This is a genomic window from Asanoa ishikariensis (assembly GCF_900107455.1).
Classification (GTDB): Bacteria; Actinomycetota; Actinomycetes; order Mycobacteriales; family Micromonosporaceae; genus Asanoa; species Asanoa ishikariensis.
Window position 1 is genome coordinate 1 of sequence record NZ_FNQB01000006.1, and the last position, 25,199, is coordinate 25,199.

The 25,199-nt window shown below is 70.2% G+C and carries 26 protein-coding genes; 13 read left to right on the forward strand and 13 right to left on the reverse strand.

Features of this window, described 5'->3' with window-relative positions:
- Nucleotides 1-114: 114 nt before the first annotated feature.
- The 3 genes from pstA to pstS form a co-directional block, all read right to left on the reverse strand.
- On the reverse strand, nt 115-1,191 hold the full coding sequence (pstA, locus tag BLV39_RS39480; protein ID WP_090804169.1) for a phosphate ABC transporter permease PstA: 1,077 nt from the start codon (nt 1,189-1,191) through the stop codon (nt 115-117).
- Between the two features lie 70 nt (nt 1,192-1,261).
- Nucleotides 1,262-2,380, reverse strand: coding sequence for a phosphate ABC transporter permease subunit PstC (pstC, locus tag BLV39_RS39485; protein WP_090804171.1), 1,119 nt, complete (start codon nt 2,378-2,380; stop codon nt 1,262-1,264).
- Nucleotides 2,381-2,422: 42 nt separating this feature from the next.
- Complete coding sequence (pstS, locus tag BLV39_RS39490) at nt 2,423-3,532, reverse strand: phosphate ABC transporter substrate-binding protein PstS (protein ID WP_090804174.1); 1,110 nt, start codon at nt 3,530-3,532, stop codon at nt 2,423-2,425.
- 258 nt (nt 3,533-3,790) lie between these two features.
- On the opposite strand from pstS, the gene BLV39_RS39495 reads away from it, so the two are divergent.
- Nucleotides 3,791-4,288, forward strand: coding sequence for an anthrone oxygenase family protein (locus BLV39_RS39495; RefSeq protein WP_090804654.1), 498 nt, complete (start codon nt 3,791-3,793; stop codon nt 4,286-4,288).
- Here BLV39_RS39495 and mshD read toward each other — a convergent pair.
- From mshD to BLV39_RS39510, 3 genes are all read right to left on the reverse strand, one after another.
- Entirely contained in the window at nt 4,280-5,203 is a 924-nt protein-coding gene (mshD, locus tag BLV39_RS39500; protein ID WP_090804176.1) for a mycothiol synthase, read from the reverse strand. The genes BLV39_RS39495 and mshD overlap by 9 nt on opposite strands.
- Before the next feature lie 16 nt (nt 5,204-5,219).
- The gene (locus tag BLV39_RS44645; protein ID WP_090804656.1) at nt 5,220-6,218 is read right to left on the reverse strand and encodes a polysaccharide deacetylase family protein; all 999 of its coding nucleotides are present in this window, start codon (nt 6,216-6,218) and stop codon (nt 5,220-5,222) included.
- Nucleotides 6,219-6,379: 161 nt separating this feature from the next.
- Nucleotides 6,380-7,087 (reverse strand): winged helix-turn-helix transcriptional regulator, encoded by a 708-nt coding sequence (locus BLV39_RS39510; protein ID WP_090804179.1) that lies wholly within the window; start codon nt 7,085-7,087, stop codon nt 6,380-6,382.
- A 241-nt stretch (nt 7,088-7,328) separates the two neighbouring features.
- On the opposite strand from BLV39_RS39510, the gene BLV39_RS39515 reads away from it, so the two are divergent.
- The 7 genes from BLV39_RS39515 to BLV39_RS39540 all read left to right on the forward strand — a co-directional run bounded on the left by BLV39_RS39515 (nt 7,329) and on the right by BLV39_RS39540 (nt 13,724).
- Nucleotides 7,329-8,231, forward strand: coding sequence for a hypothetical protein (locus BLV39_RS39515; protein ID WP_090804659.1), 903 nt, complete (start codon nt 7,329-7,331; stop codon nt 8,229-8,231).
- Between the two features lie 59 nt (nt 8,232-8,290).
- Entirely contained in the window at nt 8,291-9,073 is a 783-nt protein-coding gene (locus tag BLV39_RS39520; RefSeq protein ID WP_373315293.1) for an LmeA family phospholipid-binding protein, read from the forward strand.
- 79 nt (nt 9,074-9,152) lie between these two features.
- On the forward strand, nt 9,153-9,230 hold the full coding sequence (locus tag BLV39_RS45030) for an Ms5788A family Cys-rich leader peptide (RefSeq protein ID WP_331716730.1): 78 nt from the start codon (nt 9,153-9,155) through the stop codon (nt 9,228-9,230).
- A gap of 157 nt (nt 9,231-9,387) precedes the next feature.
- Nucleotides 9,388-10,236, forward strand: coding sequence for a sulfurtransferase (locus BLV39_RS39525; protein ID WP_090804181.1), 849 nt, complete (start codon nt 9,388-9,390; stop codon nt 10,234-10,236).
- On the forward strand, nt 10,233-10,565 hold the full coding sequence (locus BLV39_RS39530) for a DUF1416 domain-containing protein (protein WP_373315294.1): 333 nt from the start codon (nt 10,233-10,235) through the stop codon (nt 10,563-10,565). Before BLV39_RS39525 ends, BLV39_RS39530 begins: the two co-directional genes overlap by 4 nt.
- A 66-nt stretch (nt 10,566-10,631) precedes the next feature.
- Entirely contained in the window at nt 10,632-11,426 is a 795-nt protein-coding gene (locus BLV39_RS39535; RefSeq protein ID WP_090804183.1) for a hypothetical protein, read from the forward strand.
- Between the two features lie 24 nt (nt 11,427-11,450).
- Nucleotides 11,451-13,724 carry an ATP-binding cassette domain-containing protein gene (locus tag BLV39_RS39540; RefSeq protein WP_218137119.1) on the forward strand — a complete coding sequence of 758 codons (2,274 nt, stop codon included), beginning with the start codon at nt 11,451-11,453 and terminating at the stop codon, nt 13,722-13,724.
- Here BLV39_RS39540 and BLV39_RS39545 read toward each other — a convergent pair.
- Nucleotides 13,711-14,529 carry an NUDIX hydrolase gene (locus BLV39_RS39545; RefSeq protein ID WP_090804187.1) on the reverse strand — a complete coding sequence of 273 codons (819 nt, stop codon included), beginning with the start codon at nt 14,527-14,529 and terminating at the stop codon, nt 13,711-13,713. The two genes, BLV39_RS39540 and BLV39_RS39545, sit on opposite strands and share 14 nt — an antisense overlap.
- Nucleotides 14,530-14,571: 42 nt before the next feature.
- On the opposite strand from BLV39_RS39545, the gene BLV39_RS39550 reads away from it, so the two are divergent.
- Both BLV39_RS39550 and BLV39_RS39555 read left to right on the forward strand, forming a co-directional pair.
- The gene (locus BLV39_RS39550; RefSeq protein WP_090804189.1) at nt 14,572-15,534 is read left to right on the forward strand and encodes a Gfo/Idh/MocA family protein; all 963 of its coding nucleotides are present in this window, start codon (nt 14,572-14,574) and stop codon (nt 15,532-15,534) included.
- Between the two features lie 174 nt (nt 15,535-15,708).
- Nucleotides 15,709-16,212 carry a hypothetical protein gene (locus BLV39_RS39555; protein ID WP_090804191.1) on the forward strand — a complete coding sequence of 168 codons (504 nt, stop codon included), beginning with the start codon at nt 15,709-15,711 and terminating at the stop codon, nt 16,210-16,212.
- A 138-nt stretch (nt 16,213-16,350) separates the two neighbouring features.
- Here BLV39_RS39555 and BLV39_RS39560 read toward each other — a convergent pair whose 3' ends face one another.
- The 3 genes from BLV39_RS39560 to BLV39_RS39570 all read right to left on the reverse strand — a co-directional run bounded on the left by BLV39_RS39560 (nt 16,351) and on the right by BLV39_RS39570 (nt 19,012).
- A complete protein-coding gene (locus BLV39_RS39560) occupies nt 16,351-17,352 on the reverse strand; it encodes an inorganic phosphate transporter (protein WP_090804193.1) in 1,002 nt (333 codons plus the stop codon).
- Nucleotides 17,353-17,356: 4 nt separating this feature from the next.
- The gene (locus BLV39_RS39565; RefSeq protein ID WP_090804665.1) at nt 17,357-17,983 is read right to left on the reverse strand and encodes a DUF47 domain-containing protein; all 627 of its coding nucleotides are present in this window, start codon (nt 17,981-17,983) and stop codon (nt 17,357-17,359) included.
- 150 nt (nt 17,984-18,133) lie between these two features.
- Nucleotides 18,134-19,012 carry a PPK2 family polyphosphate kinase gene (locus BLV39_RS39570; protein WP_373315295.1) on the reverse strand — a complete coding sequence of 293 codons (879 nt, stop codon included), beginning with the start codon at nt 19,010-19,012 and terminating at the stop codon, nt 18,134-18,136.
- Nucleotides 19,013-19,089: 77 nt separating this feature from the next.
- Here BLV39_RS39570 and sigJ point away from each other — a divergent pair, with 77 nt between their 5' ends.
- Nucleotides 19,090-20,007, forward strand: coding sequence for an RNA polymerase sigma factor SigJ (gene sigJ, locus BLV39_RS39575; protein ID WP_090804197.1), 918 nt, complete (start codon nt 19,090-19,092; stop codon nt 20,005-20,007).
- Between the two features lie 3 nt (nt 20,008-20,010).
- Here the strand turns inward: sigJ and BLV39_RS39580 are convergent, their stop codons facing one another.
- The gene (locus BLV39_RS39580) at nt 20,011-20,514 is read right to left on the reverse strand and encodes a DUF402 domain-containing protein (RefSeq protein WP_090804199.1); all 504 of its coding nucleotides are present in this window, start codon (nt 20,512-20,514) and stop codon (nt 20,011-20,013) included.
- Nucleotides 20,515-20,715: 201 nt separating this feature from the next.
- Between BLV39_RS39580 and BLV39_RS39585 the strand changes: the two genes are divergently transcribed.
- Nucleotides 20,716-22,710 (forward strand): ATP-dependent DNA helicase, encoded by a 1,995-nt coding sequence (locus BLV39_RS39585; protein WP_090804668.1) that lies wholly within the window; start codon nt 20,716-20,718, stop codon nt 22,708-22,710.
- Nucleotides 22,711-22,715: 5 nt separating this feature from the next.
- On the opposite strand, the gene BLV39_RS39590 is transcribed toward BLV39_RS39585, so the two are convergent.
- Nucleotides 22,716-23,087, reverse strand: a complete 372-nt coding sequence (locus BLV39_RS39590; protein ID WP_090804201.1) for a VOC family protein — start codon at nt 23,085-23,087, stop codon at nt 22,716-22,718.
- 70 nt (nt 23,088-23,157) lie between these two features.
- Between BLV39_RS39590 and BLV39_RS39595 the strand changes: the two genes are divergently transcribed.
- On the forward strand, nt 23,158-23,781 hold the full coding sequence (locus tag BLV39_RS39595; protein WP_090804203.1) for a winged helix-turn-helix transcriptional regulator: 624 nt from the start codon (nt 23,158-23,160) through the stop codon (nt 23,779-23,781).
- Nucleotides 23,782-23,820: 39 nt separating this feature from the next.
- Here the strand turns inward: BLV39_RS39595 and BLV39_RS39600 are convergent, their stop codons facing one another.
- Entirely contained in the window at nt 23,821-25,092 is a 1,272-nt protein-coding gene (locus tag BLV39_RS39600) for an AI-2E family transporter (protein ID WP_090804205.1), read from the reverse strand.
- Nucleotides 25,093-25,199 lie beyond the last annotated feature (107 nt).

The window sequence follows — 25,199 nt, forward strand, 5'->3', positions numbered from 1 at the left end:
ACCGTCTTCGGCTCCACACGCAGGTTGATGTTGTCGATCGCCTTGAACGAACCGTAGTAGGCGGTGACCCCGGTCGCCTCGACACGCTTGGCCATTTGTCTGTCCTTCGGGTTGCTAGCGGGGAATGCGGTTGCGGCGGGCGAGGAGCTTCGCCGCGATGGTGAGGATGAGGACCAGCGCCACCAGGGTGAGCGCGGCGGTCCAGGCACGCGCCGGTGCGAAGCGCGAGGCGTCGCCGGCCTGCTGGAAGACGAACAGCGACAGTGAGCCCTGCTGCGCGTCGAACGGGTTGAAGTTGATCGCGGCGCTGCCGCCCGCGACCAGCAGCACCGGAGCGGTCTCGCCGGCGGCGCGGGCGATCGACAGCATGATGCCGGTGACGATGCCGGGCAGAGCCGTCGGGATGACGATCTTCAGGATCGTCTTCCACTTCGGCACGCCCAGGGCGTAGGAACCTTCGCGCAGCGGTGCCGGCACCAGGCGCAGCATCTCCTCCGTCGACCGGACGATCGTCGGCAACATCAGCACGCTCAGTGCCAGTGCGGCCGCGAAGCCCGAGAACGCCGGAGCACCGTCGTTGAACCACGGCGAGACGATGAGCACCCAGAACGCCAGCACGAACAGGCCGGCGACGATCGACGGGATGCCCGTCATGACGTCGACGAAGAACCGGATCAGGAAGGTGAACCGGCCGCGGCCGTATTCCACGATGTAGATCGCGCCGAGGACACCCAGCGGGATCGTGATCAGGGCAGCGATGCCGACCTGCTCCAGCGTGCCGATGATCGCGTGGTACGCGCCGCCGTTCGGGTCGCGGGCGCCGATGTTGTTCATCGACGAGCCGAAGAAGTCGCCATCGAGTCGGTCGGCGCCCTTGGAGACCAGCGTCCACACGACCGAGATGAGCGGCAGCACCGCGAGCACGAACGCCGAGTGGATCAGCGCGCTCCAGGTGCGGTTGCGCGCCGAGCGCCGGCCCTCGACCGCGTTGACCGCGATGAAGACGCCGACCAGGTAGAGGACCAGCCCGAGGACGAGGGCGAGTACCCAGCCCCCGATGCCGGTGCCGTAGGAGAGGGCGGCACCCAGCCCGAGCGCGACGACGGCGACGCCGAAGAAGGCGACCGTCGGCAGCTTCTTGGTGTGCAGCTTGGGAGCCTGCCCCGGAGCGGGAAGCGCAGTCGTGGTCATGCCCGTGCCGCCCTTCGGCCGGCGCGGTCTGACCACAGGTGACTGAGCTGCTTGCGCTCGCTTTGCTCGCTCATGCGGCGGACTCCGTGAACTCGCGACGCCGGTAGATGATCGCCCGGGCAATCATGTTGACGATGAGGGTGATCGTGAAGAGCACGAGACCCGACGCGATGAGGGCGCCGCGGCCGAGCTCACCGGCCTCGCCGAAGCCGTTGGCGATGTTGGCGGCGATCGTGTTGCCGCCGTTCTTGATGATGTTCGGGCTGATCTCGTTGATGAAGCCGAGCGTCATCGCGAGCGCGATGGTCTCGCCCAGCGCGCGACCCAGACCGAGCATCACGGAGGCGATCACGCCGGGCCGGCCGTAGGGCAGGACCGCGGTGCGGATCATCTCCCACTTGGTCGAGCCCAGGGCCAGCGCCGCCTCTTCGTTGGCGGTCGGCGTCTGCATGAACACCTCGCGGGAGAGCGAGGTGATGATCGGCAGCACCATGATGGCGAGCACCAGACCACCGAGCATCAGCGAGCGGCCGAACGGGCCGTCACCGCCGAAGAGCGGGATCCAACTGAAGTATTTGTTGAGCCAGACCGAGAAGTCCCGGACCGGCTCGACGAAGACGATCAGACCCCAGAGACCGAAGACCACACTGGGTACGGCCGCCAGCAAGTCGATCATGAAGCCCAGCGCGGTGGCGATCCGCTGGTGCGCGTAGTGCGACAGGTAGAGCGCGATGCCCAGGGCGATCGGAACCGCCACGGCCAGCGCGATCACCGCGCTGATGACCGTGCCGTAGGCGAGCGCCGCGATGCCGAACCGCGGCGGACTCTCGTTGGCGAACCAGTCGGTCTCAGTGAGGAAGTTGGCGTCGTCCGCGCGCAGCGCGGGCACGGCCTTCGCGATCAGGAAGACCGTGATCGCCACGATGATGACCAGGACCATCGTGCCGGCGGCCAGGGTGAGCCCGCGGAACATGGACTCGGCGCCGAACCCCTTGCGGCGCGGCAGTGCCCCGCCGCCGCCCAGCCCGCCACCGTTCGTACGGAAGTCTGGCGGCACCGGGGCGTTGCCACCCGGTTGCCCGTCGAGAACGCCGGTCGACGCGGTTGCGCCGGCGGGCCGGGCGTGACTGGAAGTCACACCCGGCCCCCCGGTGCTGACGTCGGCCGAGCGGGAGTGCCTGTCGGCCATCTGCTCGCTCGTTTCGTCTTCGTTCGGTTCCTAGGACTTAGCTCAGGCGAGGTTCTTGATCGAGGCCTGGACCTTGGTCTGCACCTCGGTCGGCAGCGGCGCGTAGCCGAGCTCGGTCAGCGAGCCCTGGCCCTCGGCGCTGGCGGCGAAGTTCAGGAAGCCCTTGACCAGCGCGAGCTTGTCGGCCGGGGTGCCCTTGCTGCAGACGATCTCGTAGGTCACCAGGACGATCGGGTAGGCACCCGGGGCCTTGGTGGCGTAGTCGATCTTCATCTTGAGGTCGTCGCCGGTGCCGGTGACCTCGGCGCCCGCGATGGTCTTGCCGGCCGCCTCGGCGGTCAGCTCGGTGAACTCACCAGCGCCGTTCGCGATCTTGGCCTTGGACAGGCCGCCGTTCTCCGCGTACGACCACTCCATGTAGCCGATCGTGCCCTCGGCGCCCTTGACCGACGTCGCGACGCCGTCCGAGCCCTTGGAGCCGGTGCCGCCCGGAGCCTTCCACGCCTTGGCGTTGCCGAAGGTCCAGTTGGCCGGGGAGACGGTGCTCAGGTACTTGGTGAAGTTGTCGGTCGTGCCCGACTCGTCCGACCGGTGCACGGTCTGGATGTTGGTCGACGGGAGCGTCGCGCTCGCGTTGTCGGCCTTGATCGCCGGGTCGTCCCACTTCTTGATGCTGCCGTTGAAGATCTTGGCCAGGGTGTCGGGCTTGAGCTGCAGGCCGTCGACGCCGGGCAGGTTGTAGGCCACCGCGACCGGGCCGATCACCATGGGCAGGTGGATCGCCGGGCCGGAGCCACACCGGGCGTCGGCCTGCGGCTGCTCTTCTTCCTTGAGCGCCGAGTCCGAACCCGCGAAGTCAGCCGTCTTGGAGATGAACGACTGGATGCCGGCACCCGAGCCGTTGGGCTCGTAGTTGATGGTGGTGCCGGTGCAGAGCTGCTGGTAGGCCTTGCGCCACTCGTCAACGGCGTTCTTCTGCGCGGACGAGCCAAACGCGTTGAGCGTGCCCGTAGCGCAGTCGGCCGCCGCGGAGGAAGCGCCGCCGGACGCACCAGGCGTGCTGGGCGCCTCGTTGTCCGAACCGCACGCGCTGAGCGCGAGCGCCGCCGTCAGTGCCAGGCAGGCGATGGTGCCGTGCCGCTGGAGCTTCACCTGAGGGATATCCCTTCGAAACGAGGTTTCTCGGTTAGCCGGGAAGCGTGGTGCCCCCGGTGCTACCAGCGAAGTTAGGAGGGGTAGGTAGCCGACTCCCCGGGCCCGAGTGAACGCGGGGTGAACAGCTCCGGCCGCGCGGATGGCCACCTGCTGAGCCATGGATGTCGATCCCGTTAACCGATCGCAGACGGGCGCGTATGCGCGCGAGCGTTTCAGCGATGGCTCAATGTCCGCGGACCGAACAAACTCATGGGCATGACTGACGTGCTGACCGTCCGTGGCGGTTTTCTCGCGCTGGCGGTGCTGGCCACCGGGCTGGCCGCCGGCCTCTTCTACGCGTTCAGCGTGGCGGTGATGCGCGGCCTCGCGAGCACCGACGACCGTACCTTCGTCATCGCCATGCGCGAGATCAACATCAAGATCCTGAACGGCCTGTTCGCGTTCTCGTTCGGCGGCGCGATGGTCTTCACCCTCGTCGCACTCGGCCTGAACACCGGCGAACGGACGGTGTGGTGGATCGTCGCCGCCGCCGTCCTCTACGCGATCCAGCTCGGCATCACGTTCGGGGTCAACGTGCCGCTCAACAACGCGCTGGTGGCCGACGGCGACCCGGAGAAGATGACGGACCCGCACGCGGTGCGGGTGGCGTTCGAGGCGAAGTGGGTGCGCTGGAACCACGTGCGCACCTGGCTGTGCCTCGCGGCCTTCGTCAGCCTGATCGGCGCAGTGGCCGAGTACGGCCGCTCACTGTGAGCGGCGGTAGCTCACGTCCGTCGACCACACGGCGAAGCCGAGCCCGGTGTAGAGCCGGAACGCGGCCGTGTTGGACTCGTCGACGTAGAGCATCGCCTGGTCCAGGCCGGCTCCGCGCAGGTGGCGCAGCCCGGCGACGGTGAGCGCGCCGCCCAGCTTGCGACCCTGCGCGTCCGGGTCCACCCCGACGACGTACACCTCGCCGATCGGGTCGTGCTGGTGAGCGCCCTGCCCGTGCACCTTGGTCCAGTGGAAGCCGAGCAGCGCCCCGGTGTCCGCGTCGACCGCGAGCAGGAAGCCGGCCGGGTCGAACCACGGCTCCGCCATCCGGATCCGCAGGTCGTCGATGGTCCACCGGCCCTGGTCGGGGTGGTGGGCGAAGGCGCGGGCGTTGACCCGCACCCAGTCCTGCTCGTCGCGGCCCGGCTCGAAGGCGCGCAGGGTGACACCCGGGGGCAGCTCCCGCTCGGGCAGCGGCGCGAACAGCGAGCGCCGCATCTGGAACAACACGCGGGCGCGGGTGAAGCCGAGCTCGACGGCCAGCGCTCCGGCCGACGGGTGGTCACCGTGCGCCCAGAGCCGCAGCGACCGGGACCCGGCCGCGCCCGCGGCGTCGATGGCCGCGTTGACCAGGTCCCGCCCGAGGCCGTGCCGGCGGCGCAGCGGGTGCACGACCAGCTCGGCCGCGGCACCTTCGACCTCGTCGGTGGTGTCGACGTGCGCGTAGCCCGCCAGCGACCCGTCCGGATCCCGGACCAGCAGGTGTACGGCCGCCTGCTCGCCGCCGTGCCGGATGTGCAGCACCACGTGCTCGGAGAACGGGTAGGCGCCATCGGTGTCGCCGGCCTGCGAGGCCAGGTCGAGCACCGCGGCGACCTGCGCCGAGTCGAGACGGTCGAGCTGAATCACCTTCACGTGATCACGTTAGCGGTCACTTCTGTCCGGCGTGGACGGGCAGTTCGATGCCGTGCCGCTTCGGTTCGTCGATGCCCGGCGGCAGCGCGGCCAAGGCGAACCGCTTCTCCAGGTCGGGCAGGATCGTCTTGAGCGCGGTGACGGTGCCCTCCCGCTCGCCACCGGCGTCGTGCATCAGCACGATCGAGCCGAGCGCCGTGTCGGTGTTGACGACCTTCTCGATGGCCGGCGCACCAGGCTTCGTCCAGTCCTGCGGGTCGACCGCCCAGTGCAGCGACGACATGCCCAGCTCCTTGGCCACGTCGACGGCCGCCTGGGTCCAGGCACCGCCCGGGTGCCGGAAGTACGAGATCTTGGCGTCCGGCACCGCCCGGTGGATCGCGTCGTTGGTGCGCTGCATGTCGGCGCGGATCACCGCCTTGGACTTCGTGCCGAGTGCCACGTCGTGGTTCCACGTGTGGTTGCAGAGCGTGTGGCCCTCGTCGACGATCTCCCGCACCAGCTCGGGGAACTGCGCGGCCATCTCCCCGACGACACAGAACGTGGCCTTGACCTGGTACTCGTCGAGCAGCGCGAGCACCTCGGGGGTGTACTTCGGATCGGGCCCGTCGTCGAAGGTCAGCGCCACCTGGAGCGTGCCGGTGGTCATCCGGCTGCCGAAGGGCCCGGCCTTGTCGGGCATCAGCGGGGGCTTCCCCGGGCCGACCACGACCCGCTGGTTGAACACGGCGGGGAGCGGCGGCAGTGCCGGTACGCCCTGGTGGGCCGGTCCGGGACCACCCGGTGCGGCGGCGGACGGCGGCGCCGGCGTGTCGGGCTTCGGCGGCGGCTTGCTGGCCGCACTCTGCTTCGCCCGCGCGCGGCCCGACGGCGACGCCGACAGGCCGAGCCCGTCGTCGACCGCGCCGCGGTGGCGTTTGCCCCGGGCGGCGTCGCTGTCGTAGCCGCCGGCCGCCGCCCTGCCCTGCTCGTGCTCCTGCTGGGAAGAGTTCCCGATGAGGTGCGAGCTGCCCATGATCGCCGAGACGATGACCGTGACGATCGCGATGGTCCGAGTGGTGGGTCCGATCTTCACAAAGTCAGCGTATGGATTTTTCGTGTTTTACGTGCCCAAACCAGGACAAACGAGAAAGGCCGCCCCGAAGTTACGGGGCGGCCTCGGTGAGTCTCGGAGAATCACACCGACAACAGCTCGTTGTCGGGTAGGGAACGCGAAGGCGGCGTGACGAACTTGTAGCCGACCTGGCGGACGGTGCCGATCATCGACTCGTATTCGGAGCCGAGCTTGGCCCGCAGCCGCCGCACGTGGACGTCGACCGTGCGGGTGCCACCGAAGTAGTCGTAGCCCCAGACCTCGCGCAGCAACTGGTCGCGGGTGAACACCCGGCCGGGGTGCTGGGCGAGGAACTTGAGCAGCTCGAACTCCTTGTAGGTCAGGTCGAGCGGGCGGCCCTTGAGCTTGGCCGCGTACGTGTCGGGATCGATCGTCAGCTCGCCGGCCCGGATCAGCCCGTTGGCGGCGTTGACGGCGTTGGTCATCCGGCCGACGGCCAGCCGCAGCCGGGCCTCGACCTCGGCGGGGCCGGCGCTGGCCAGGATCACGTCGTCGACACCCCAGTCGGCGTTGAGCGCGATCAGCCCGGCCTCGGTGACCACCGCGATCAACGGGACGCCCAGCCCGGTCGCGTGCAGCATCCGGCAGGTCGCCCTGGCCTCGGACAGCTCCGAGCGTGCGTCGACCAGAACGGCGTCGGGGCTGGGGCCATTGACCAGCGTGCGCACGTCGCGCGGCGCGGTGCGGACCGAGTGCGGGAGCAGGTCGAGCGCGGACAGCACGCTGGCCGGCTCACCGGCGCGGGCGGTCACCAATAGCAGGATCTCCACGCGTCAGTCACCTCCGTCTTATCGCGGCGCTGCGGCCGCGGCGGGGACCCGGCTTCGCTGACGGGGTGGTGCCAGCCTCGCTCAGTCGTGTTACGCCTGCGTAAACGCCCTCAACGAGTCGAACCGAGCTTAACCGATGAGACGGCTGTAACCGCCCGGTGTCCGTCCGTTCATCCAGCCGATTCGGCCGATCCGACCCGCGACGTGCGCGTGCTTGGACCGGGTCTGGCACGATCGGACCGTGTTCCCCTCGACTTCCCCGGCGACTTCGGCCGACGCCGGCGCCCCCGACGACGATGATCTCGAAGAGATAGAGATCACGCCGGTTCGGCCCGCGCTGTCCGTGGCGATCGCGGTCTTCTCCGGGTTGGTCGGCATCGGGCTGATCTTCGGCGCCCAGTCGTCGAGCCCAGGCGCGCGAGTGCCGTTCGCGCTCATGCTGGCCGGCGTCCAGGTGCTCTTCGTGCTCGCCTGGTTGATGGCCACCCGACCGCCGGCGTTGCTCGCGGTCGGCGGCGTCTGCCTGGTGGTGGCCGGCTGGAGCGACCTGCACGCGGTGCGCGCGGCGGAGCCCGGGCTGGGCACGCTCGGCCTGATCGGGCTGGCCGGGGTAGCGGTCGCGGTGGTCAGCCAGGCGATCCGCTCCGACGACCGGCGGCGGATCAGCGAGTCGCTGCGATCCACCCTCGTGCTGGTCCTCGGCATGGTCGCGTTCGCCTCGCTGGTCATGCTGAGCCGGATCCCGCTCGGCACCCAGGTGATCCTGTTGTGCGTCACGGCGAGCGCGGTCGCGCTGATGGTCGCCCGGATCGCCGACGCGGTCTACCCGAACCCGAGGCTGGCGCCCCAGGTGCCCCGCGGCGCCAGCGGCGTGATCTTCGGTGCGATGGCCGGCACCCTGCTCAGCGCCGTCATCGGGTCGTACCTGTTCACCTTCAGCCCGAGCAGTGCCGCCGTCGTCGGCCTGGTGGCCGCGGTCTTCGCCGTGCTCGCCGACCTGGCGGCCGACTACTCCGAGGCCGGCCGGCAGATGGCCGGCGACCGGCCGACGCTGTGGGTGGCGCGCCACATGCAGGGCCCGCTGGGCGGCTTCGCCCTCGCGGCGCCCGCGGCGTACGCCATGACGGTGCTGTTCCTGACTTGACCCGGCGTTCCTGACTTGACCCGCGTGGGTAAGGAGGAAACCAACAACGAGGAGGAACGGTGACGACCACCTACTACGCGGAGGAAACCCGCCCACGCCGCCGCCGCGGGCGGCGCGTGCTGATCACGTTGCTCGTGATGCTGATCGTGATCGCCGGGATCCTGTTCGCGGGTGACCGGGTGGCCGCCAACTTCGCCGAGAAGAAGATCGCCGACCAGGTCAGCCAGGAGGTGGCCGCGCAGAAGGTGCAGTCGGCGCCGCCGGAGGTGTCGGTCGGCGGCTTCCCGTTCCTGACCCAGGTGCTGGCCGGCAACTACAAGGAAATCTCGATCGTCATGCGCGACGTGAAGGGCGACGTCGACGGCAACGCGGTCAACCTGCCGCGGCTCGACGTGGTGGCGCGCGACGTCGCCGCCTCGCTGGACACTCTGCGCAGCGGCCAGGGCGACGTGATCGCCAAGACCGTCGACGGCACCGGGACCATCACGTACGAGAGCGTCACGGCCCTGATCGACCAGCCCGGGCTCAAGCTTTCCGAGCGCGAGGGCAAGCTGGTCGCCAGCGCCCCGATCGAGGTGCTCGGCCAGCGGTTCACCGTCAACGGCGCGGCGGAGCTCGCGGTCGAGGGTCGGCAGATCAAGATCAAGCTCAAGGACGCGACCGCGGACGGGCTGCCGGCGGTGCCGCTCGCGCAGCAGGTGGTCGCCAACTTCATCCAGCGGATCTCGATCAGCGTGGATGTGCCGGCGCTGCCGTTCAACATGGAGCTCAAGAAGGTCGACGCCACCACGGAAGGGCTGGCCGTGACCGCTACGGCCAAGGACGTGCCGCTGAACGGGTGACCCGAGTCACCCGGTCGTCACTCCCGGATGGTGGTCAGCCCGGTGACCTCGCAGTGCACTGCTGGTAGCCTTCACACCCATGGGGACGTTCCTCACCAAACGGCGCGCGGTCGACCTGTGCCGCGTGGCCACCTGCCTGTGTCGCCCCGTCATCTGACGGCGGCGCACTGAGGTCTGCTCCTTCACCTTCCCGCCCGGCAGTGCCGCCGTCGCTCGTACCCGTGATCCCTAAGTCCTGGGTCACGCGCGTGGAGCGGCGAGCTTCCCCCGCGCGTTGACTCACCACCACCTCCGTCCAACACAGGAGTGAACTGATGAGTCGCGACACCGCACTCGTTTCGGCCGACTGGGCCGAGAAGAACCTCGGCGCGTCCGGCGTGGTCTTCGTCGAGGTCGACGAGGACACCAACGCCTACGACGGTGGCCACCTCCCCGGTGCCATCAAGCTGGACTGGAAGACCGACCTCCAGGACCCGGTCCGCCGGGACTTCGTCAACAAGGAGCAGTTCGAGGCCCTGCTCTCCGCGCGGGGCATCGGCAACGACGACACCGTGGTCCTCTACGGCGGCAACAACAACTGGTTCGCGGCGTACGCGTACTGGTACTTCAAGCTCTACGGCCACGGCGACGTCAAGCTGCTCGACGGTGGCCGCAAGAAGTGGGAGCTCGACGCCCGGCCACTGGTCAAGGACCTGCCGAACCGCGAGCAGACCACGTACTCGGCGCAGGAGCCGGACACCGCCATCCGCGCCTTCCGCGACGAGGTGGTCAAGGCGATCGGCACGCAGAACCTGGTCGACGTCCGCTCCCCCGACGAGTACGCGGGTCGCCTCCTCGCCCCGGCGCACCTCCCGCAGGAGCAGGCGCAGCGCGGCGGCCACATCCCGACCGCCGTGTCCGTGCCGTGGTCCAAGGCCGCCAACGAGGACGGCACGTTCAAGACCGACGACGAGCTCCGCGACATCTACGCGGCCGCCGGCCTCGAAGACGGCAAGGACACCATCGCCTACTGCCGGATCGGCGAGCGCTCCTCGCACACCTGGTTCGTGCTCAAGGAGCTGCTCGGGCACTCCAACGTGAAGAACTACGACGGTTCCTGGACCGAGTACGGCTCCCTCGTCGGCGTGCCCGTCGCGCTCGGCGATGAGCCGGGGAAGGCGTGACCACGATGACGACCGTTCCCGTCGACGCGAGTTGCGCGGCACCCGACCAGTCGGCGCCGTTGCCGGCCAGCGTCGACCTCGAGAAGGAAACCGTGATCACCGGCATTGTGACGGCGGCCGACGGTTCCGCCGTCGGCGGCGCGTACGTCCGGCTGCTCGACGCGACCGGCGAGTTCGCCGCCGAGGTGGTCACCTCGCCGGCCGGCCAGTTCCGGTTCTTCGCCGCACCGGGCACGTGGACGCTGCGTGCCCTGTCCCGGCACGGCAACGGCGACACGACGGTCACCGCCGTGCGCGGCGTGACCGAGACCGGTGTCCAGGTCGGCTGACGTTCCATCGCTTCGACGACGGCGCCCCGGCCATCGGCCGGGGCGCCGTCGTGTCACCATGGCCCGGTGACCGCATCGCGCCGACGACTCTGGCTGGTCGGTGGTGGCCTGGCCGCCTGGGCTCTGGTGCTCGGTGTCCTCGCGGTGGTGTCCCACCGCACCGACGCGCCGACCGTGCGCGAGCAGCGCGACCTGGCCGCGGCGATCCGGGTCGTCGACTCGGCGATGGGCATCAGCGTCGGCCAGGCCGGGCCTGACGCCGTCCCGGTGATCATGCCGATCACGGTGGACGAGGGCTGCCGCATCACACCGTTCCGCGACGGTGCGACCGCGACCGGTGTGGTCCGATTCTTCACCAAGGACGCCGCCGGCCTGCTCGGTCGGCTCGGCGCCGGCTACCCGGCCGCTTACGAGGCCAAGGTCAGCACCGACGGCAAGGCACTTCGGGCCGATGCCGGTGGGTTCGTCGCCCTGCGGGGCAAGGTGATCGCACCCGGCGAGGTGCAGGTGACCGTGACGACCGGCTGCCGGCCGAGCGACGCAGTCGAGGCTGTCTCCCTGCTCCCCGAATATCCGCAGCACGCCAAGCCGGGCGAGGTCCTGTCCGTGCTCGGCGCCGCGTCGGTCGAGGACTCGTCCGTCGCCTTCGCCCGCTGCCCCTCCGGCCGGCCCGCCACGACGGCGTCGGCCGTCGGCCATCAGGTGACGGCCGGCCCGGCCGCCGCGCGGGAGCACGACCACGGCGTCGCGGTCGTCGACACCGCCGAGGTCTACGCGTACAAGCGTGGTGCGAGCGAAGCGGTCGTGGTCCTTTCCACGTCCGAGCGGGACGCCCGCGTCTACGTGACAGAACTCTGTTGACGCGTTCCGTACAGTGTACGGGTGCTGACTGACCACATCGAGATCGTCGGAGCCCGCGAAAACAACCTCAAGGACGTCACCGTCCGGATCCCGAAGGGCCGGATCACCGTGTTCACCGGTGTCTCCGGCTCAGGCAAGTCGTCACTGGTGTTCGACACCGTCGCCGCCGAGGCGCAGCGGCAGCTCAACGAGACCTTCACCGCCTTCGCCCGCAACTTCCTGCCGAGCTACGGCCACCCCGACGTCGACTCGATCGCCAACCTGTCCGCCGCGATCGTGGTCGACCAGAAGCGGCTCGGCGGCAGCTCGCGCTCGACGGTCGGAACCATCACCGACATCAACCCGCTGGTCCGCCTGCTCTTCTCCCGGGTCGGCGCCCCGCACGTCGGCTACTCGAACGCGTTCTCCTTCAACGACCCGCAGGGCATGTGCCCCGAGTGCGAAGGGCTCGGCCGGGTCACCACGCTCGACCTCGACAAGCTGCTCGACCGGTCGAAGTCGCTCAACGAGGGCGCGATCCTGCATTCCGACTTCGCGGTCGGCGGTTGGTACCTGAGCACGTACCTGATGTCCGGCTGGTTCGACGGCGACAAGGCCCTGAGCGACTACACCGACCAGGAATGGGAGGTGTTCCTGCACGGCACCGGCAAGGTCCCGGTCGAATGGCAGGGCGGCAAGATAAACACGACGTACGAAGGCCTGGTCGACAAGTTCACCCGGCTCTACATCAAGAAGGACATCGGCGCGATGTCCGACCGCAACCGCGAGAGCCTCCTCCGCTTCGTCACGGCCGGCACCTGCCCGCTCTGCAAGGGTGGCCGACTCTCGCCGGCCGCGCTGTCGGTCGAGGTCGGTGGCTACCACATCACCGACCTGCTGGCGATGGAGGCGACCGAGCTGCTGGCCACCCTGCTCGAGCTGGCCACCACGGTGGAAGGCGCCGGCCGGCCGATCGTCGAGAGCCTTACCGACCGGATCCGCAATCTCGTGACCATCGGGCTCGGCTACATCCGGCTCGACCGTGAGACGACCAGCCTGTCCGGCGGTGAGTCGCAACGGATCAAAATGGTCCGGCACCTGAGCAGCAGCCTGACCGACATGATGTACGTCTTCGACGAGCCGAGCATCGGCCTGCACGCGCACGACGTGCAGCGGCTCAACGAGCTGCTGGTCAAGCTGCGCGACAAGGGCAACACGGTGCTGGTCGTCGAGCACGACCGCGACGTGATCGCGGTCGCCGACCACGTCATCGACATGGGTCCCAAGGCCGGCGCGCACGGCGGCGAGGTGGTCTTCGCCGGCAGCTTCGACGACTTGGCGTCGGCGCCGACCCTGACCGGCCGGTTCATCCGGCACGCACTGCCGCTCAAGACGCAGGCCCGCACCCCGACCGGCGCGCTGACCATCCGCGGCGCGACGCTCAACAACCTGCGCAACGTCACGGTCGACATCCCGACCGGCGTGCTCACGGTGGTCACCGGGGTCGCCGGGTCCGGCAAGAGCACGCTGGTCAACGAGGTCTTCCTCGGCCAGTTCCCGGACGCGATCAACATCGACCAGTCGGCGGTCGGCGCCTCGATCCGCTCCAACCCGGCCACCTACACCGGGTTGATGGACGACATCCGGCGGCTGTTCGCCAAGGCCAACGGCGTCAACGCGGGGCTGTTCAGCTTCAACTCCAAGGGCGCGTGCGCCAACTGCCAGGGCCTCGGGGTGATCTACACGGACCTCGGGTTCATGGACGGCTTCAAGTCACCGTGCGAGATCTGCCGGGGCCGGCGGTTCTCCGAGGAGGTGCTCGAGTACCACCTGCGCGGCAAGTCGATCGCCGACGTGCTGGAGCTGACGGCGGCCGAGGCGGCGGAGTTCTTCACCGAGAGGAAGCTGCGCACGATCCTGTCGGCGGTCAACGACGTGGGGCTCGACTATCTGCGGCTCGGCCAGCCGCTGAGCACGCTGTCGGGTGGCGAGTGCCAACGCATCAAGCTCGCCACGGAGCTGCACAAGACCGGCACGGTGTACGTGATGGACGAGCCGACCACCGGCCTACACATGTCGGACATCCAGCACCTGTTGGAGATCGTGGATCGCCTGGTCAACCAGGGCAACTCGGTGGTCGTGATCGAGCACAACCTCGACGTCATCAAGAACGCCGACTGGATCGTCGACCTCGGGCCGGAGGGCGGCACCAAGGGCGGCGAGGTGCTGTTCACCGGGCCGCCCGCCGAGCTCGTCAAGGCCGACACCCACACCGCTTCGGCCGTCCGGCGCGATCTGGAGGCGTTCAGCCGTAGCTGAAGCGCGGGCCGCCGTCCGCGGTGAGGTCGATCGTCGGCATCATCGCGGCGGCGGGCTCGCGGCGGGCGGCGGCGGCGAACACCGACGGGATGTCGGGGCAGTCGGCGACCTGCTGGAGCGTCATGACCGTCGGCGGCAGCATGGCGACCTCCCCGCGCCGCGCCTGCGCCACCGCCTCGGCCGGGCTGATCCACATGGTGTGGTCGGCCTCGCCCGAGACGTCCCGGGTGACCTGGCCGCCGGGCAGCGCGGCGACGAAGAAGTAGGCGTCGAACCGGCGCGGCTCGAACTCCGGTGTGATCCAGCGGCTCCACGGCGCCAGCAGGTCGGCCCGCAGCGTGAGGTCGCGCGTCTTGAGGAAGTCGGCGAAGCCGAGGTCGCGGCCGACCAGCGCGTGCCGGGCGGCCTCCCAGTCGTCGCCGCTGACGTCGCCGACCACGGTGTCGCCGGTCGGGCCGGCGAGCAGGACGCCGGCCTCCTCGAAGACCTCGCGGGCGGCCGCGCAGACGATCGCCTGGGCCCGCTCCGGGTCGGTCTTGAGCCGGCCGGCCAGTGAGGTCGGGTCGATGCCGAGGTCGGCCTGGGAGTCGGTGGGGTCGACGCCGCCGCCGGGGAACGCGTACATCCCGCCGAACGCCATCGCGGCGACCCGGCGGATCAGGTAGACCTCGAACCCGGTGTGCTGCGCCGGCCGCAGCAGCAGGACGGTCGCCGCCAGCCGCGGCACCGCCGGTGTCTTGCCCTCGGCCACGAACCGCCGCGCGTGGTCGGCGATCTGGGGTGGCACTGCGAACTCCTCGACCACCGGCCGAGCCTAGCGGCAGCGAGGTGGACTAGCGTGCGGGCCATGACGAGATGGGGAATCCTCGCGACCGGCGCGATCGCCGCCAAGTTCGCCGGCGACCTGCGCTACGCGCCCGGCGCCGAGCTGGTCGCGGTCGGCTCGCGGTCGATCGAGTCAGCGAAGTCGTTCGCGGCTCGCTTCGACGCACCCCGGGCGCACGGGTCGTGGGCCGAGCTGGCGGCCGACCCCGAGGTCGACGCGATCTACGTCGCCACCCCGCACTCGGCACACTTCGAGGCGGCCATGCTGTGCCTGCGGGCCGGCAAGCCGGTGCTCTGCGAGAAGCCGGTCACCCTCGACCGGGCCAGCGCCGCGGAGCTCGTCGACACGGCACGGGCGGCCGACGTCTTCTTCATGGAAGCCATGTGGACCCGGGTCAACCCGACCGTACGCGCGGTGCTGGACCTGATCGCCGACGGCGCGATCGGCGAGGTCACCACGCTGTCGGCCGACTTCGGCGTCTACGGCCCGTTCCCGTCGTCGCACCGGCTGCGCGCCCGCGAACTGGGCGGCGGCGCGCTGCTCGACCTGGGCGTCTACCCGGTCACGATGGCGCACCTGGTGCTCGGTGCCCCGGACCACATCCGGTCGTGGGCCAAGATCGGGCCGGAAGGCACCGACGAGAACACCGCCATGGTGTTCGGCTACGACTCGGGCGCGGTGGCCACGCTGACCTGCGGCCTGCTCGGCACGACCACCATCGCGACGACGATCACGGGCACCCGCGGGCGGATCGACCTGCCGTCGTTCTTCCACGCGACCAGCTACACGCTGCACCGCCCGGGCGCGGACCCGGAGACGGTGACCCGCGCACAGGACGGCGCCGGCTACCAGTTCGAGGCGATCGAGGTGCAGCGCTGCCTGGAGGCGGGCCTGATCGAGAGCCCCCTGATCCCCCACGCCACGACGCTCGAGGTGATGGGCCTGCTCGACGAGGTCCGCGCCCAGATCGGCGTCACGTACTAAGCAAGGGCCCCTTGTTAACGCTTTCCGCATAGGAAGGGCCCCTTACTAACAGGGCGGGCACACGAGCGATTGGTCGGCGGGATGCCGCCAGGCTGTCGCGCGTTGGCCGAAAGCTCCACGACGGGCGCCTTTCCGCGGCGAAGATGGGAGAAATCTTCGCTTCGGGGGGCGGGCATGCAGGCACTTGTCGGGTCGTTGACCGAGATCGAGCAGGGCCTGGTGCGGGAGACGGCGGCCGACCAGCTCGCCCCGCTGGACGAGGACGAGTTGGTCGCGCTGCACACCCGGGTGCGCCGGGCCCGCGACAAGTACGTGAAGCTCTACCGCCGCCAGTCGGCGAGCCGCGTGCGGGAAACCGGCGCGCGCGGCAAGGCCCGCCCGAGGGGCGGCCGCGACCGCGACAAGGCCGAGGTCTTCGAAGAGGCCCTGGCCCGGGTCAGCCGCCGGCTGGCGACTGCCGCACGGGCGGCGGCCCGCGAGCTCAAGGCGGAACGCATCGCCGAGGCCCGGGCGGCAACCTTCACACCACCGCCGGTCCCGCCGTCCTCAGGAGGCCGCCGCAACCCGCGCGGCGACCAGGTCGCCGACCGCAGCCAGCGCACGCCCGACCGCCTCAAACGCCACGCCACCACGCGTGCCGCCACCAAACGCGCCCAGTCCCGCAAGGACTCGCGCTAGGCGACAGCCCGCCGACTCGCCCCCGCCCGACCCGCCCGCCCCGCCCACCGCGGACCTGGCGAGCGGAGCGCAGCGGAGCGGTCCCTCGCGGGAGGAACGGTCCGCACCACCGCGGACCCGAGTCATGAATTAGATCTTCTAGAACATCGGCCTTACCGCGTAGTAGGCGAGGGCGGCCATGGCGCCGGCGGCCGGGAACGTCAGGATCCAGGCTCCGACGATGTTGCCGGCCACGCCCCAGCGGACCGCGGAGAGCTTCTTGGTCGCGCCGACGCCCATGATCGCCGAGGTGATCGTGTGGGTGGTCGAGATCGGGGCGCCCAGGACCAGGGCGTTGAAGTAGAGCACGCTGCTGGCCACCGTTTCGGCCGCGAAGCCCTCGGGTGGGCCCAGGTGGATGATGCGGCGGCCCAGGGTGCGGATGATGCGCCAACCGCCCGCGTACGTGCCGAGTGCCAGGACCGACGCCGACGTCCAGAACGCCCATTCCGGGATCGTTCCCGCGTCGCTCTGGTGGCCGCCGACGTACAGCGCGAGCACGATGATGCCGATCGTCTTGGCGGCGTCCTGCATGCCGTGCCCGACCGACATCGCCGCAGCCGACACTGTCTGCGCCCAGCGGAAGCCGCGGTTGAGCTTGCTCGGCTGCCCGTTTCGGAAGAAGAACCGGATCAGCCGCATCACGAGATAGCCGAGTGCGAAGCCGACCAGCGGCGAGAGCACCATCGGGAGCACGACGCTGTCCAGGACCTTGGCCCAGAGCACCGTGCCGGACGCGGCGAGGGTGGCGCCGACCAGGCCGCCGATCAGCGCGTGGGACGACGACGAGGGCAGGCCGAAGTACCAGGTGATCAGGTTCCAGACGATCGCACCGGCGACGCCGGCGAAGACCACGCCGAGGCTGCCGGAGCCGGTGGGCAGGTCGACCAGCCCGCTACCGACGGTTTTGGCGACTTTCTCGCCGAAGTGGGCACCGATGAAGTTGCCGATGGCGGCCATCAGCAGTGCCACGCCGGGGGTCAGGGCCCGGGTGGAGACGCTGGTGGCGATGGCGTTGGCCGCGTCGTGGAAGCCGTTCGTGTAGTCGAAGGCGAGCGCGACGAGGATCACCGCGAGAACGGCGATAAGCGGAGCGTCCAACGGTTCAGGATTCCTTGACGGCGATCGTCTGGACCGTGTTGGCCACGTGCTCGAAGGAGTCGCAGGCCGCCTCGAGCTCGTCGGCGACCTCCTTCATCTTGAGGACGGTCAGCGCGTCGTACTCACCGGAGAAGAGCCGGACCAGCAGCATCCGGTACGCCCGGTCGCCCTCGTTCTCCAGCCGGTTGCACTCGATCCAGTAGTCCTCGAGGTCCTTCATCGACTTGAGCCGCGGCATCGCCTCGGCGGTCAGCTTGGCCTGCTGGTCCAGCACCTCGACCAGCTCGTGCATCTCGCGCGGCAGCGCCGGCAGCTTGGTCAGCCCGTAGAGGTAGAGCAGGCTGCCGACCGCTTCGAGGTGGTCCATCACGTCGTCGAGCAAAGAGCCCAGTCGGTAGATGTCCTCGCGGTCGAACGGGGTGACGAACGTCGAGTTGATCTTCTGGTAGAGCTCGTGCGTGAGCTGGTCGCTGTCGTGCTCGACCTCGGTGAGTCGCTCACTGACCGACTGGACGTCGACGCCGGGCAGCGCCAGTTCCTGGAGAAGCTCGGTGCCGCGGACGTGGTTGTCCGCCGCTCTGGTGAAGAGCTCGTAGAAAGCACCGTCGTTTGGACGGAAAGTGAACTTCACGGCACGGACCTCGTAGCGTCGAAGGGGGTGTCCGGACGCGCCGCCGGGGAACGCGTTCAACGAATGCTAAGAAGTCTCGGAACCAGATCTTCGGCGGGCTACCTGGATCTACCCGACCGCAATCTCCGGTTCATCTGCTGTTCACCTGAATCAACCGTCCGCTTCCAACCGACGCCGCTGCGCTGCCAAGTCGTAGTCCGGCTGGGGGTAGCTGAGCTTCAGATCGGCGAACGTCTGACGGAGCAGGTGGGACAGTGCCCAGTCGCGGTACCACTTGCGGTCGGCCGGCAGCACGTACCAGGGAGCGCTGTCGGAGTCGCAGCGGGCGAGGGCCTCGGCGTACGCGGCGTGGTAGTCGTCCCAGCGCGCCCGCGAGTCGAGGTCGTCCGGGTTGAACTTCCAGTGCTTGGCCGGGTCGACCAGCCGCTGCATCAACCGCTTCCGCTGTTCGTCGCGCGAGATGTGCAGCATCACCTTGACCACCGCGGTGCCGCCCTCGACGACCTCGCGCTCGAATTCGTTGATCTTCTCGTAGCGCGGCCGCCAGACCGACTCCGGCGCGAGCCCGTTGACCCGCACCACCAGCACGTCCTCGTAGTGCGACCGGTTGAACACCCCGACGTAGCCGACCGGCGGCAGGGCCTTGCGGATCCGCCACAGGAAGCCGCCCCGGCGTTCCTGCGACGTCGGCGGGCCGAACGCCTTGATGTGCAGTCCCAGGGGGTTCATCGCGCCGGCGACCCGCTTGACCGCGCCGTCCTTGCCTCCGCAGTCCATCGCCTGGAGCACGAGCAGCACCGACCGGCCCTGACCTGGATCGACGGCGGCCTGCGCGAAGAGCATCTCCTGCTGGGTGGCGAGCTCTCCGCCGATCCGCTCGACCTCGGCCCGGGCCCACAGCTTCGGGTCCTTGCCGGTGACCTTGTGACCCGGCAGGCCCGGGGTCGACCGAGGGTCGATCGCGTCGAGGTCGATCGGAACGTCCGGACTCTCAGATCGCACACGCAACAACCTCCGCATATCGGGCATATCGGTCACTCCACGTGCGTAGGCGGCGGTCGGCGGCGATGCCGACGCTGGCAGAATGCCCACAAGGGGAGGCCGGCATGCAAGACCTTGCGAGCGAGTTCGAAGCCGAGCGTGACCATCTGACCTCGGTCGCCTACCGCATGTTGGGCAGCCGGGCCGAGGCGGAAGACGCCGTCCAGGAGACCTGGCTGCGCTACTCAGGCGCCCTGACCGATCCGGCCGCCCGGGCCGAGATCCGCGAGCTGCGGGGCTGGCTGACCACGACCACCGCCCGGATCTGCCTGGACGTGCTGCGCTCGGCCCGCGTGCGCCGCGAGGCGTACCCCGGTCAGTGGTTGCCGGAGCCCTTGGTGACCCGGCTCGGCCCGAGCGACTTCGCCCCTGACCCGGCCGACCGCGCGGTGCTCGGCGAGGAGCTCGGCACCGCCCTGATGGTCGTGCTGGAGCGACTCACCCCCGAGCAGCGGGTGGCGTTCGTGCTGCACGACGCGTTCGGCGTGCCGTTCGACGAGATCGCCACCGCGATGGGCAGCACGGTGCCGGCCGCGCGCCAGCTCGCGTCGCGCGCCCGCCGTGCGGTCACCGACGGCGCGCCGCGCAACACCGCCTCCCGCACCGAGCAGCGGCGGGTGGTCCAGGCATTCCTCGACGCGACCGAGACCGGCGACATCGACGCGCTGATGGCCGTGCTGGCACCGGACGTGGTCTTCGTCGGCGACTCCGGCGGCCACTTCCCGGCGGCTCGCCAGCCGATCGTCGGTGCCGAGCGGGTGGCCACCTTCGTGCTCGGGCTGCTCAAGCTCCTGCCGAAAGAGGCGCCCGACCTGCGCTTCGAGCTGGTCGAGGTCGACGGCGGCATCGGTGTGCTGGCCGACGCGACCTACAAGGACGGGCGACCGTTCCGCTCGGTGCTCTCGTTCGCGATCGACGGCGGGCGCGTGACGGCCGCGTACAACCAGCTCAACCCGGAGAAGATCGCGCGCGTGCTTTCCTAGCTCTCAGACGACCAGGGCCAACCATTTGCGGTACGCCGTCGCGAACGGCTCGGTGCCGTCGCCGAGGGCCTGGAAGAGCAGCTTGGCCGCGGCTTCGGCGTTGGCGACCAGGTCCTCGGGATAGCCGAAGCGGGCCCGGTGGTCGGCGAACTCGTCCTCGTCACGCAGCTCGATCGTGCCGGTCGCCCGGCGGCGGACCACGTCGAGGTCGAGGTCGATCAGGTGGACGGTGTCGCCCCGCCAGCGGGCCGGCGTGGTGATGTCGCAGTAGACCTCGCTGGTGCGCGGCGGCGGGTTGAACATGCCGCTCCACCAGGCGTCATGCGGCACGAGCACCACAAAGGGGATCTTCTCGACGGACGGCCGGCCGTGGTAGACGGACTGGGTGCCACGAGTCACGCCAAGCCAGACGCCCAGGTCGTCTTCGGCTAGGCGACGAGCGGGGTAGTCCCTGTGGGCGGATCCGTCATATTTGCGGTAGACCACCCGGACGTTGTCGCTCGACACGCAAATACCCTAACCGATTCGTGGGTAACCACTCTCGCGTCGGCGGGTTAACGGCACGTGGCGCGGGCGAGGATCGTCGGGGGGTACGGGTACCGTCGCACGGTGACCTCGTCAGCGCGCACCCGTCCGTCCGCCGAGGCGCTCCTCGCCGCCGCGGTCGGATCGGTTCCCGGCGGCGCGGCCCGCGCGGGCCAACAGCAGATGACGAACGCGATCGCGGAGAGCCTGGCCGCCCGTGAGCACCTGCTCGTGCAGGCCGGCACGGGCACCGGCAAGTCGCTCGGCTATCTGGCGCCGGCGCTCACTGTCGACGGCCCCGTCGTCATCTCGACCGCGACGCTGGCGCTCCAGTCCCAACTGGTCGACCACGACCTGCCCCGGCTCGCCGACGCGGTCGAGCCGGTGCTCGGCCGGCGACCCACCTTCGCTGTCCTCAAAGGACGGCACCACTACCTCTGCCTGGCCCGGCTGGAGAACTCGGCCGAGGAGGAGCCCGAGGACACGCTGTTCGACGCGCCCGCCTCCCCGCCGGCCGCGGCCCCGGTGAAGTGGCTCGGCGAGGCCGGCAAGCTGGGCAAGCAGATCCTCCGCCTGCAGGAGTGGGCGATGGAGACCTCGACCGGTGACCGCGACGAGCTCGACCCCGGCGTCGACGACCAGGCGTGGAAGCAGGTCTCGATGCCGGCCCGCGAGTGCGTGGGCGCGCAGCGCTGCCCCTACGGCACCGAGTGCTTCGCCGAGGCGTCCCGGGCGCGGGCCCGCGAGGCCGACGTCGTCATCACCAACCACAGCCTGCTGGCCGTCGACATGCTCGCCGGGCGACACATCGTGCCGCCGCACAAGCTGCTGGTCATCGACGAGGCACACGAGCTGGCCGACCGGGTCTCGTCGGCGTCCCAGGAAGAGCTGACCCCCGAGCTGGTCGACCGGGCCGCCCGCCGGTCCCGGCCGCTGATCCAGCCGGAGCTGGCCGAGACGCTGCTCGAGGCCGGCGACGCGCTGGCCGTCGGGCTCGCCGAAGCACCCGCCGGGCGCATCGTCGACGGGCTGCCCGACCCGCTGCGCGAGGCCTGCACGCTGCTCGACGCGGCCACCCGGCGGGCCCTCGAGAAGATCGGCGACATCAAGGCCGACGATCCCGACCCGGTGCGCAAACAGCAGGCCAAGGCGGTGATCGGCGACATCTCCAAGACCGCGCAGCGGTTGCTCGAAGAGGCCGACCACGACGTGGCCTGGGTGGAGAAGCCCGACCGCCCGGGTTCGGTGCGGCGAGCGCTGGTGGTGGCGCCGCTTTCGGTGGCCGGCACGCTGGCCACCCACCTCTACGACGAGCGCACCGTGGTGGCCACCTCGGCGACGCTGGCCCTCGGCGGCCGCTTCGACACGGTGGCCCGCGCGCTCGGCCTGCCCGGCCAGGTGCCCGCGCCCCGCACGCCGGCCGCCGCGGCCGCCGCCACGAAGACCGCGGCCCGCTCGCCCAACCTGTCGACCACGGCCGGCGAGGTCGCCGAGATCGGCGGGCCCGGGTGGCGCTCGCTCGACGTCGGTTCGCCGTTCGAATACGCCAAGCAGGGCATCCTCTACGTCGCCGCCCACCTGCCCCGGCCGGCCGCCTCCGGCCTGCCCGCACAGGCCGGCGAAGAGCTGATCACCCTGGTCGAGTCGCTCGGCGGCCGCACGCTCGGGCTGTTCTCCTCGCGCCGCGCCGCGCAGCAGGCGGCCGAGCTCGTCCGCGCCCGCACCGACCTGCCGGTGCTGCTCCAGGGCGACGAGTCGCTGCCGCTGCTGGTCCGCCGATTCCGTGAGGACAAGGCAAGCTGCCTGTTCGGCGTGATGTCCCTCTGGCAGGGCGTCGACGTCCCGGGCGACGCCTGCCAGCTCGTGGTCATCGACCGGCTTCCGTTCCCCCGCCCCGACGAGCCACTGGCCGCGGCCCGCGCGGCGGCGGTCGACGCCAGCGGCGGCTCGGGCTTCGCCGCGGTCAGCGTGCCGATCGCCGCGATCCGGCTGGCCCAGGGCGCGGGCCGGCTGATCCGCTCACACGGCGACAAGGGCGTGGTCGCGGTCCTCGACTCCCGCCTGGAAACAGCCCGCGGCTACGGCGCCTTCCTCCGCAACTCCCTGCCCCCGTTCTGGTACACCACAAAACAGGACGTCGCCGTCGGGGCGTTGAAGCGGTTGGCGGCCTCCGCTTAGGCCGGCTACGCGGGCCCGGCCAGGCCGATCAGGTTGCCCTCGGGGTCGGTGAGGTGGGCGACCACGAGGTCGCGTCCTGGCGCCCGCTCGGGACCCATCGTGCGGCTTCCGCCGAGGCGTTCGGCTTCGCGCAGCGCCGCCTCGACGTCGGGGACGCCGACGTAGAAGACCACATGCGGCTGGTGACCGGCGCCGCCACCGACGCCGCCGGGGATGCCCGTATCGGGTTGGGTGAATCCGTATTCGCCCGGCCTGGACACGGATTCCGCGATCGGCCCGGTGGTGTCGAACCCCCAGCCGAACAGACCACCGTAGAAGCCACGCAACCGCTCCGCATCGGCCCCGATGATCTCGAAGTGCACCACTGGCTGTCCCATGTGGAGACCGTAACCTAGTCTAGTTGTAAAGAACAACCAAGTGGTGTTTAAATGCGTCTTGGGAGGGCGTATGCCTACGAGTCGCACCTATGGGGACGCCTGCGGCATCGCCCGTGCGCTGGACGTCGTCGGCGAGCGGTGGGCGCTGTTGGTCGTCCGGGAGCTGCTGCTGGGGCCGCAACGCTTCTCCGACCTTCGCCGGGCCCTGCCCGGCGCCAGCTCGAACATGCTCACTGACCGGCTGCGCGAGCTGGCGAGCCGCGACGTGGTGCGCCAGCGCCGCCTTCCGCCGCCGACGGCCTCGGTGGTCTACGAACTGGCCGAGGTCGGGCGCGAACTCGAGCCGATCGTGCTGGCCCTCGGCGCCTGGGGCCTGCGCTTTCCGATGCCTGCGGCCCCGGCGCAGCTCAGCGCGACCTCGGTGCTGTTGTTCCTGCGCGAGTCCCGGCGCGCGGTCGCGCCGGGCACCTATCGTTTCGAGCTCGATGACCGGGTCTGGACAATCGCCTCCCGAGCCGGGGCGGTCACTGTGAGCCCAGGCGAACCGATGCGCGCTGAGGCCTCGCTGCGCACAGATCCGGCGACGCTCAACGCTCTGCTGAGTGGCACTTCATCGCTGGCCGACGCGCTCGCCACCGGCGAGGCCATCGTCAGCGGAGACGAGGCCTCGCTGCGTCGGCTCCTAGAGTGCTGATCGCGGACCTGGCAACGCCACGGCGGACCGGAGCCACTTTCATCCCTTTGTGCTGACGACTTCCATGCCTGGTGGGATGCTTGGCGGCCGGCGTTTGTTGAGGCGGCGGACGGCTGCGTTGAGGACGGCGATCAGTGGCACCGCGATCAGCGCGCCCACGATCCCCGCGAGGACCACGCCGGAGGCGATGCTGACGATCACCGCCAGTGGGTGGAGGGCCACCGCGCGGCCCATGATCAGTGGTTGCAGCACGTGGCCTTCGAGTTGCTGCACGCCGATCACCGCGCCCAGGATGATCAGGGCGACGATTGGGCCCTGGGCTACCAGGGCTACCAGCACCGCTACCGCGCCGGAGAGGGTGGCGCCGACGATCGGGATGAAGGCGCCCAGGAAGACCAGGGCGGCCAGGGCGAACGAGAACGGGATCCGGCAGATCACCAGGGCGACGCCGATGCCCACCGCGTCGATGAACGCCACCAGCACCGTCGCCCGCACGTAGTTGCCCAGCGCTGACCACGACGCCTGGCCGGCGTCGTCGATTCGCCAGCGGGCGCCGAGCGGGAACAGTCGCACGATGAAGCGCCAGATCTTGCGGCCGTCGCGGAGGAAGAAGAACGTCGAGAAGAGCACCAGCAGCGCGCCGGTCACGATCTCGGCCACCGTCGCCGCCGTCGCGAGTGCGCCGCTGGTGAACCGCGACGAGTTGTCGGTGATCCACGACTGGGCCTCGTCGATGTATCGGGTGATCTGCGCGTCGCTCAGGTGCAGCGGGCCGGTCTGGAGCCAGTTCTGGATCTGCCGGACGCCCTTGGCGGCGTCATTGCCCAACTGCGGCGCTCCGGAGACGAACTCGTTGACCACCAGCGTCAGCGTGCCGGCCACCGCCGCCAGGCCGCAGATCATCACCACGACCACGGCGAGGGTGCGGTGCAGCCGGGCCCGCAGCAGCCAGCCGACGGCCGGTGAGAGGAACGCGGTCAGCAGCAGCGCGATCGCCAGCGGGATGACCACGAAGCGCAGGATCCCGATCACCCGGACCACGCCGTAGACCGCGATCGCCAGCAACAGCAGCCGCCAGGACCAGGCCGCCGAGATGCGCAGGCTGTAGGGCACGTCGGCGTCGTCGCGGCTGGTCGTCGAGGGATGCGGCACCGTCACGGGCGCCGGTGGTGGCTCGGCCTCGGGCGCGACCGGCTGGAAGTGCTCACCGCCGCCGCTGGTCAGCTCCCGGGTCCGGGCGGCCCGCACCGACTCGCGGCCGACCTGGTAAGCGCGCGCCACGCTCGCCCTGACCTGCTGAAAACGACCCAAGACTCCCCCTGACTCGTGAATCGCCCTCCCACCGTAGCGGGAACGCGAGCCCGCCTTTGGCCCATCGCACCGTGATTTGCCCTGCGGGTCGGTGCGGTCCGGCCGCG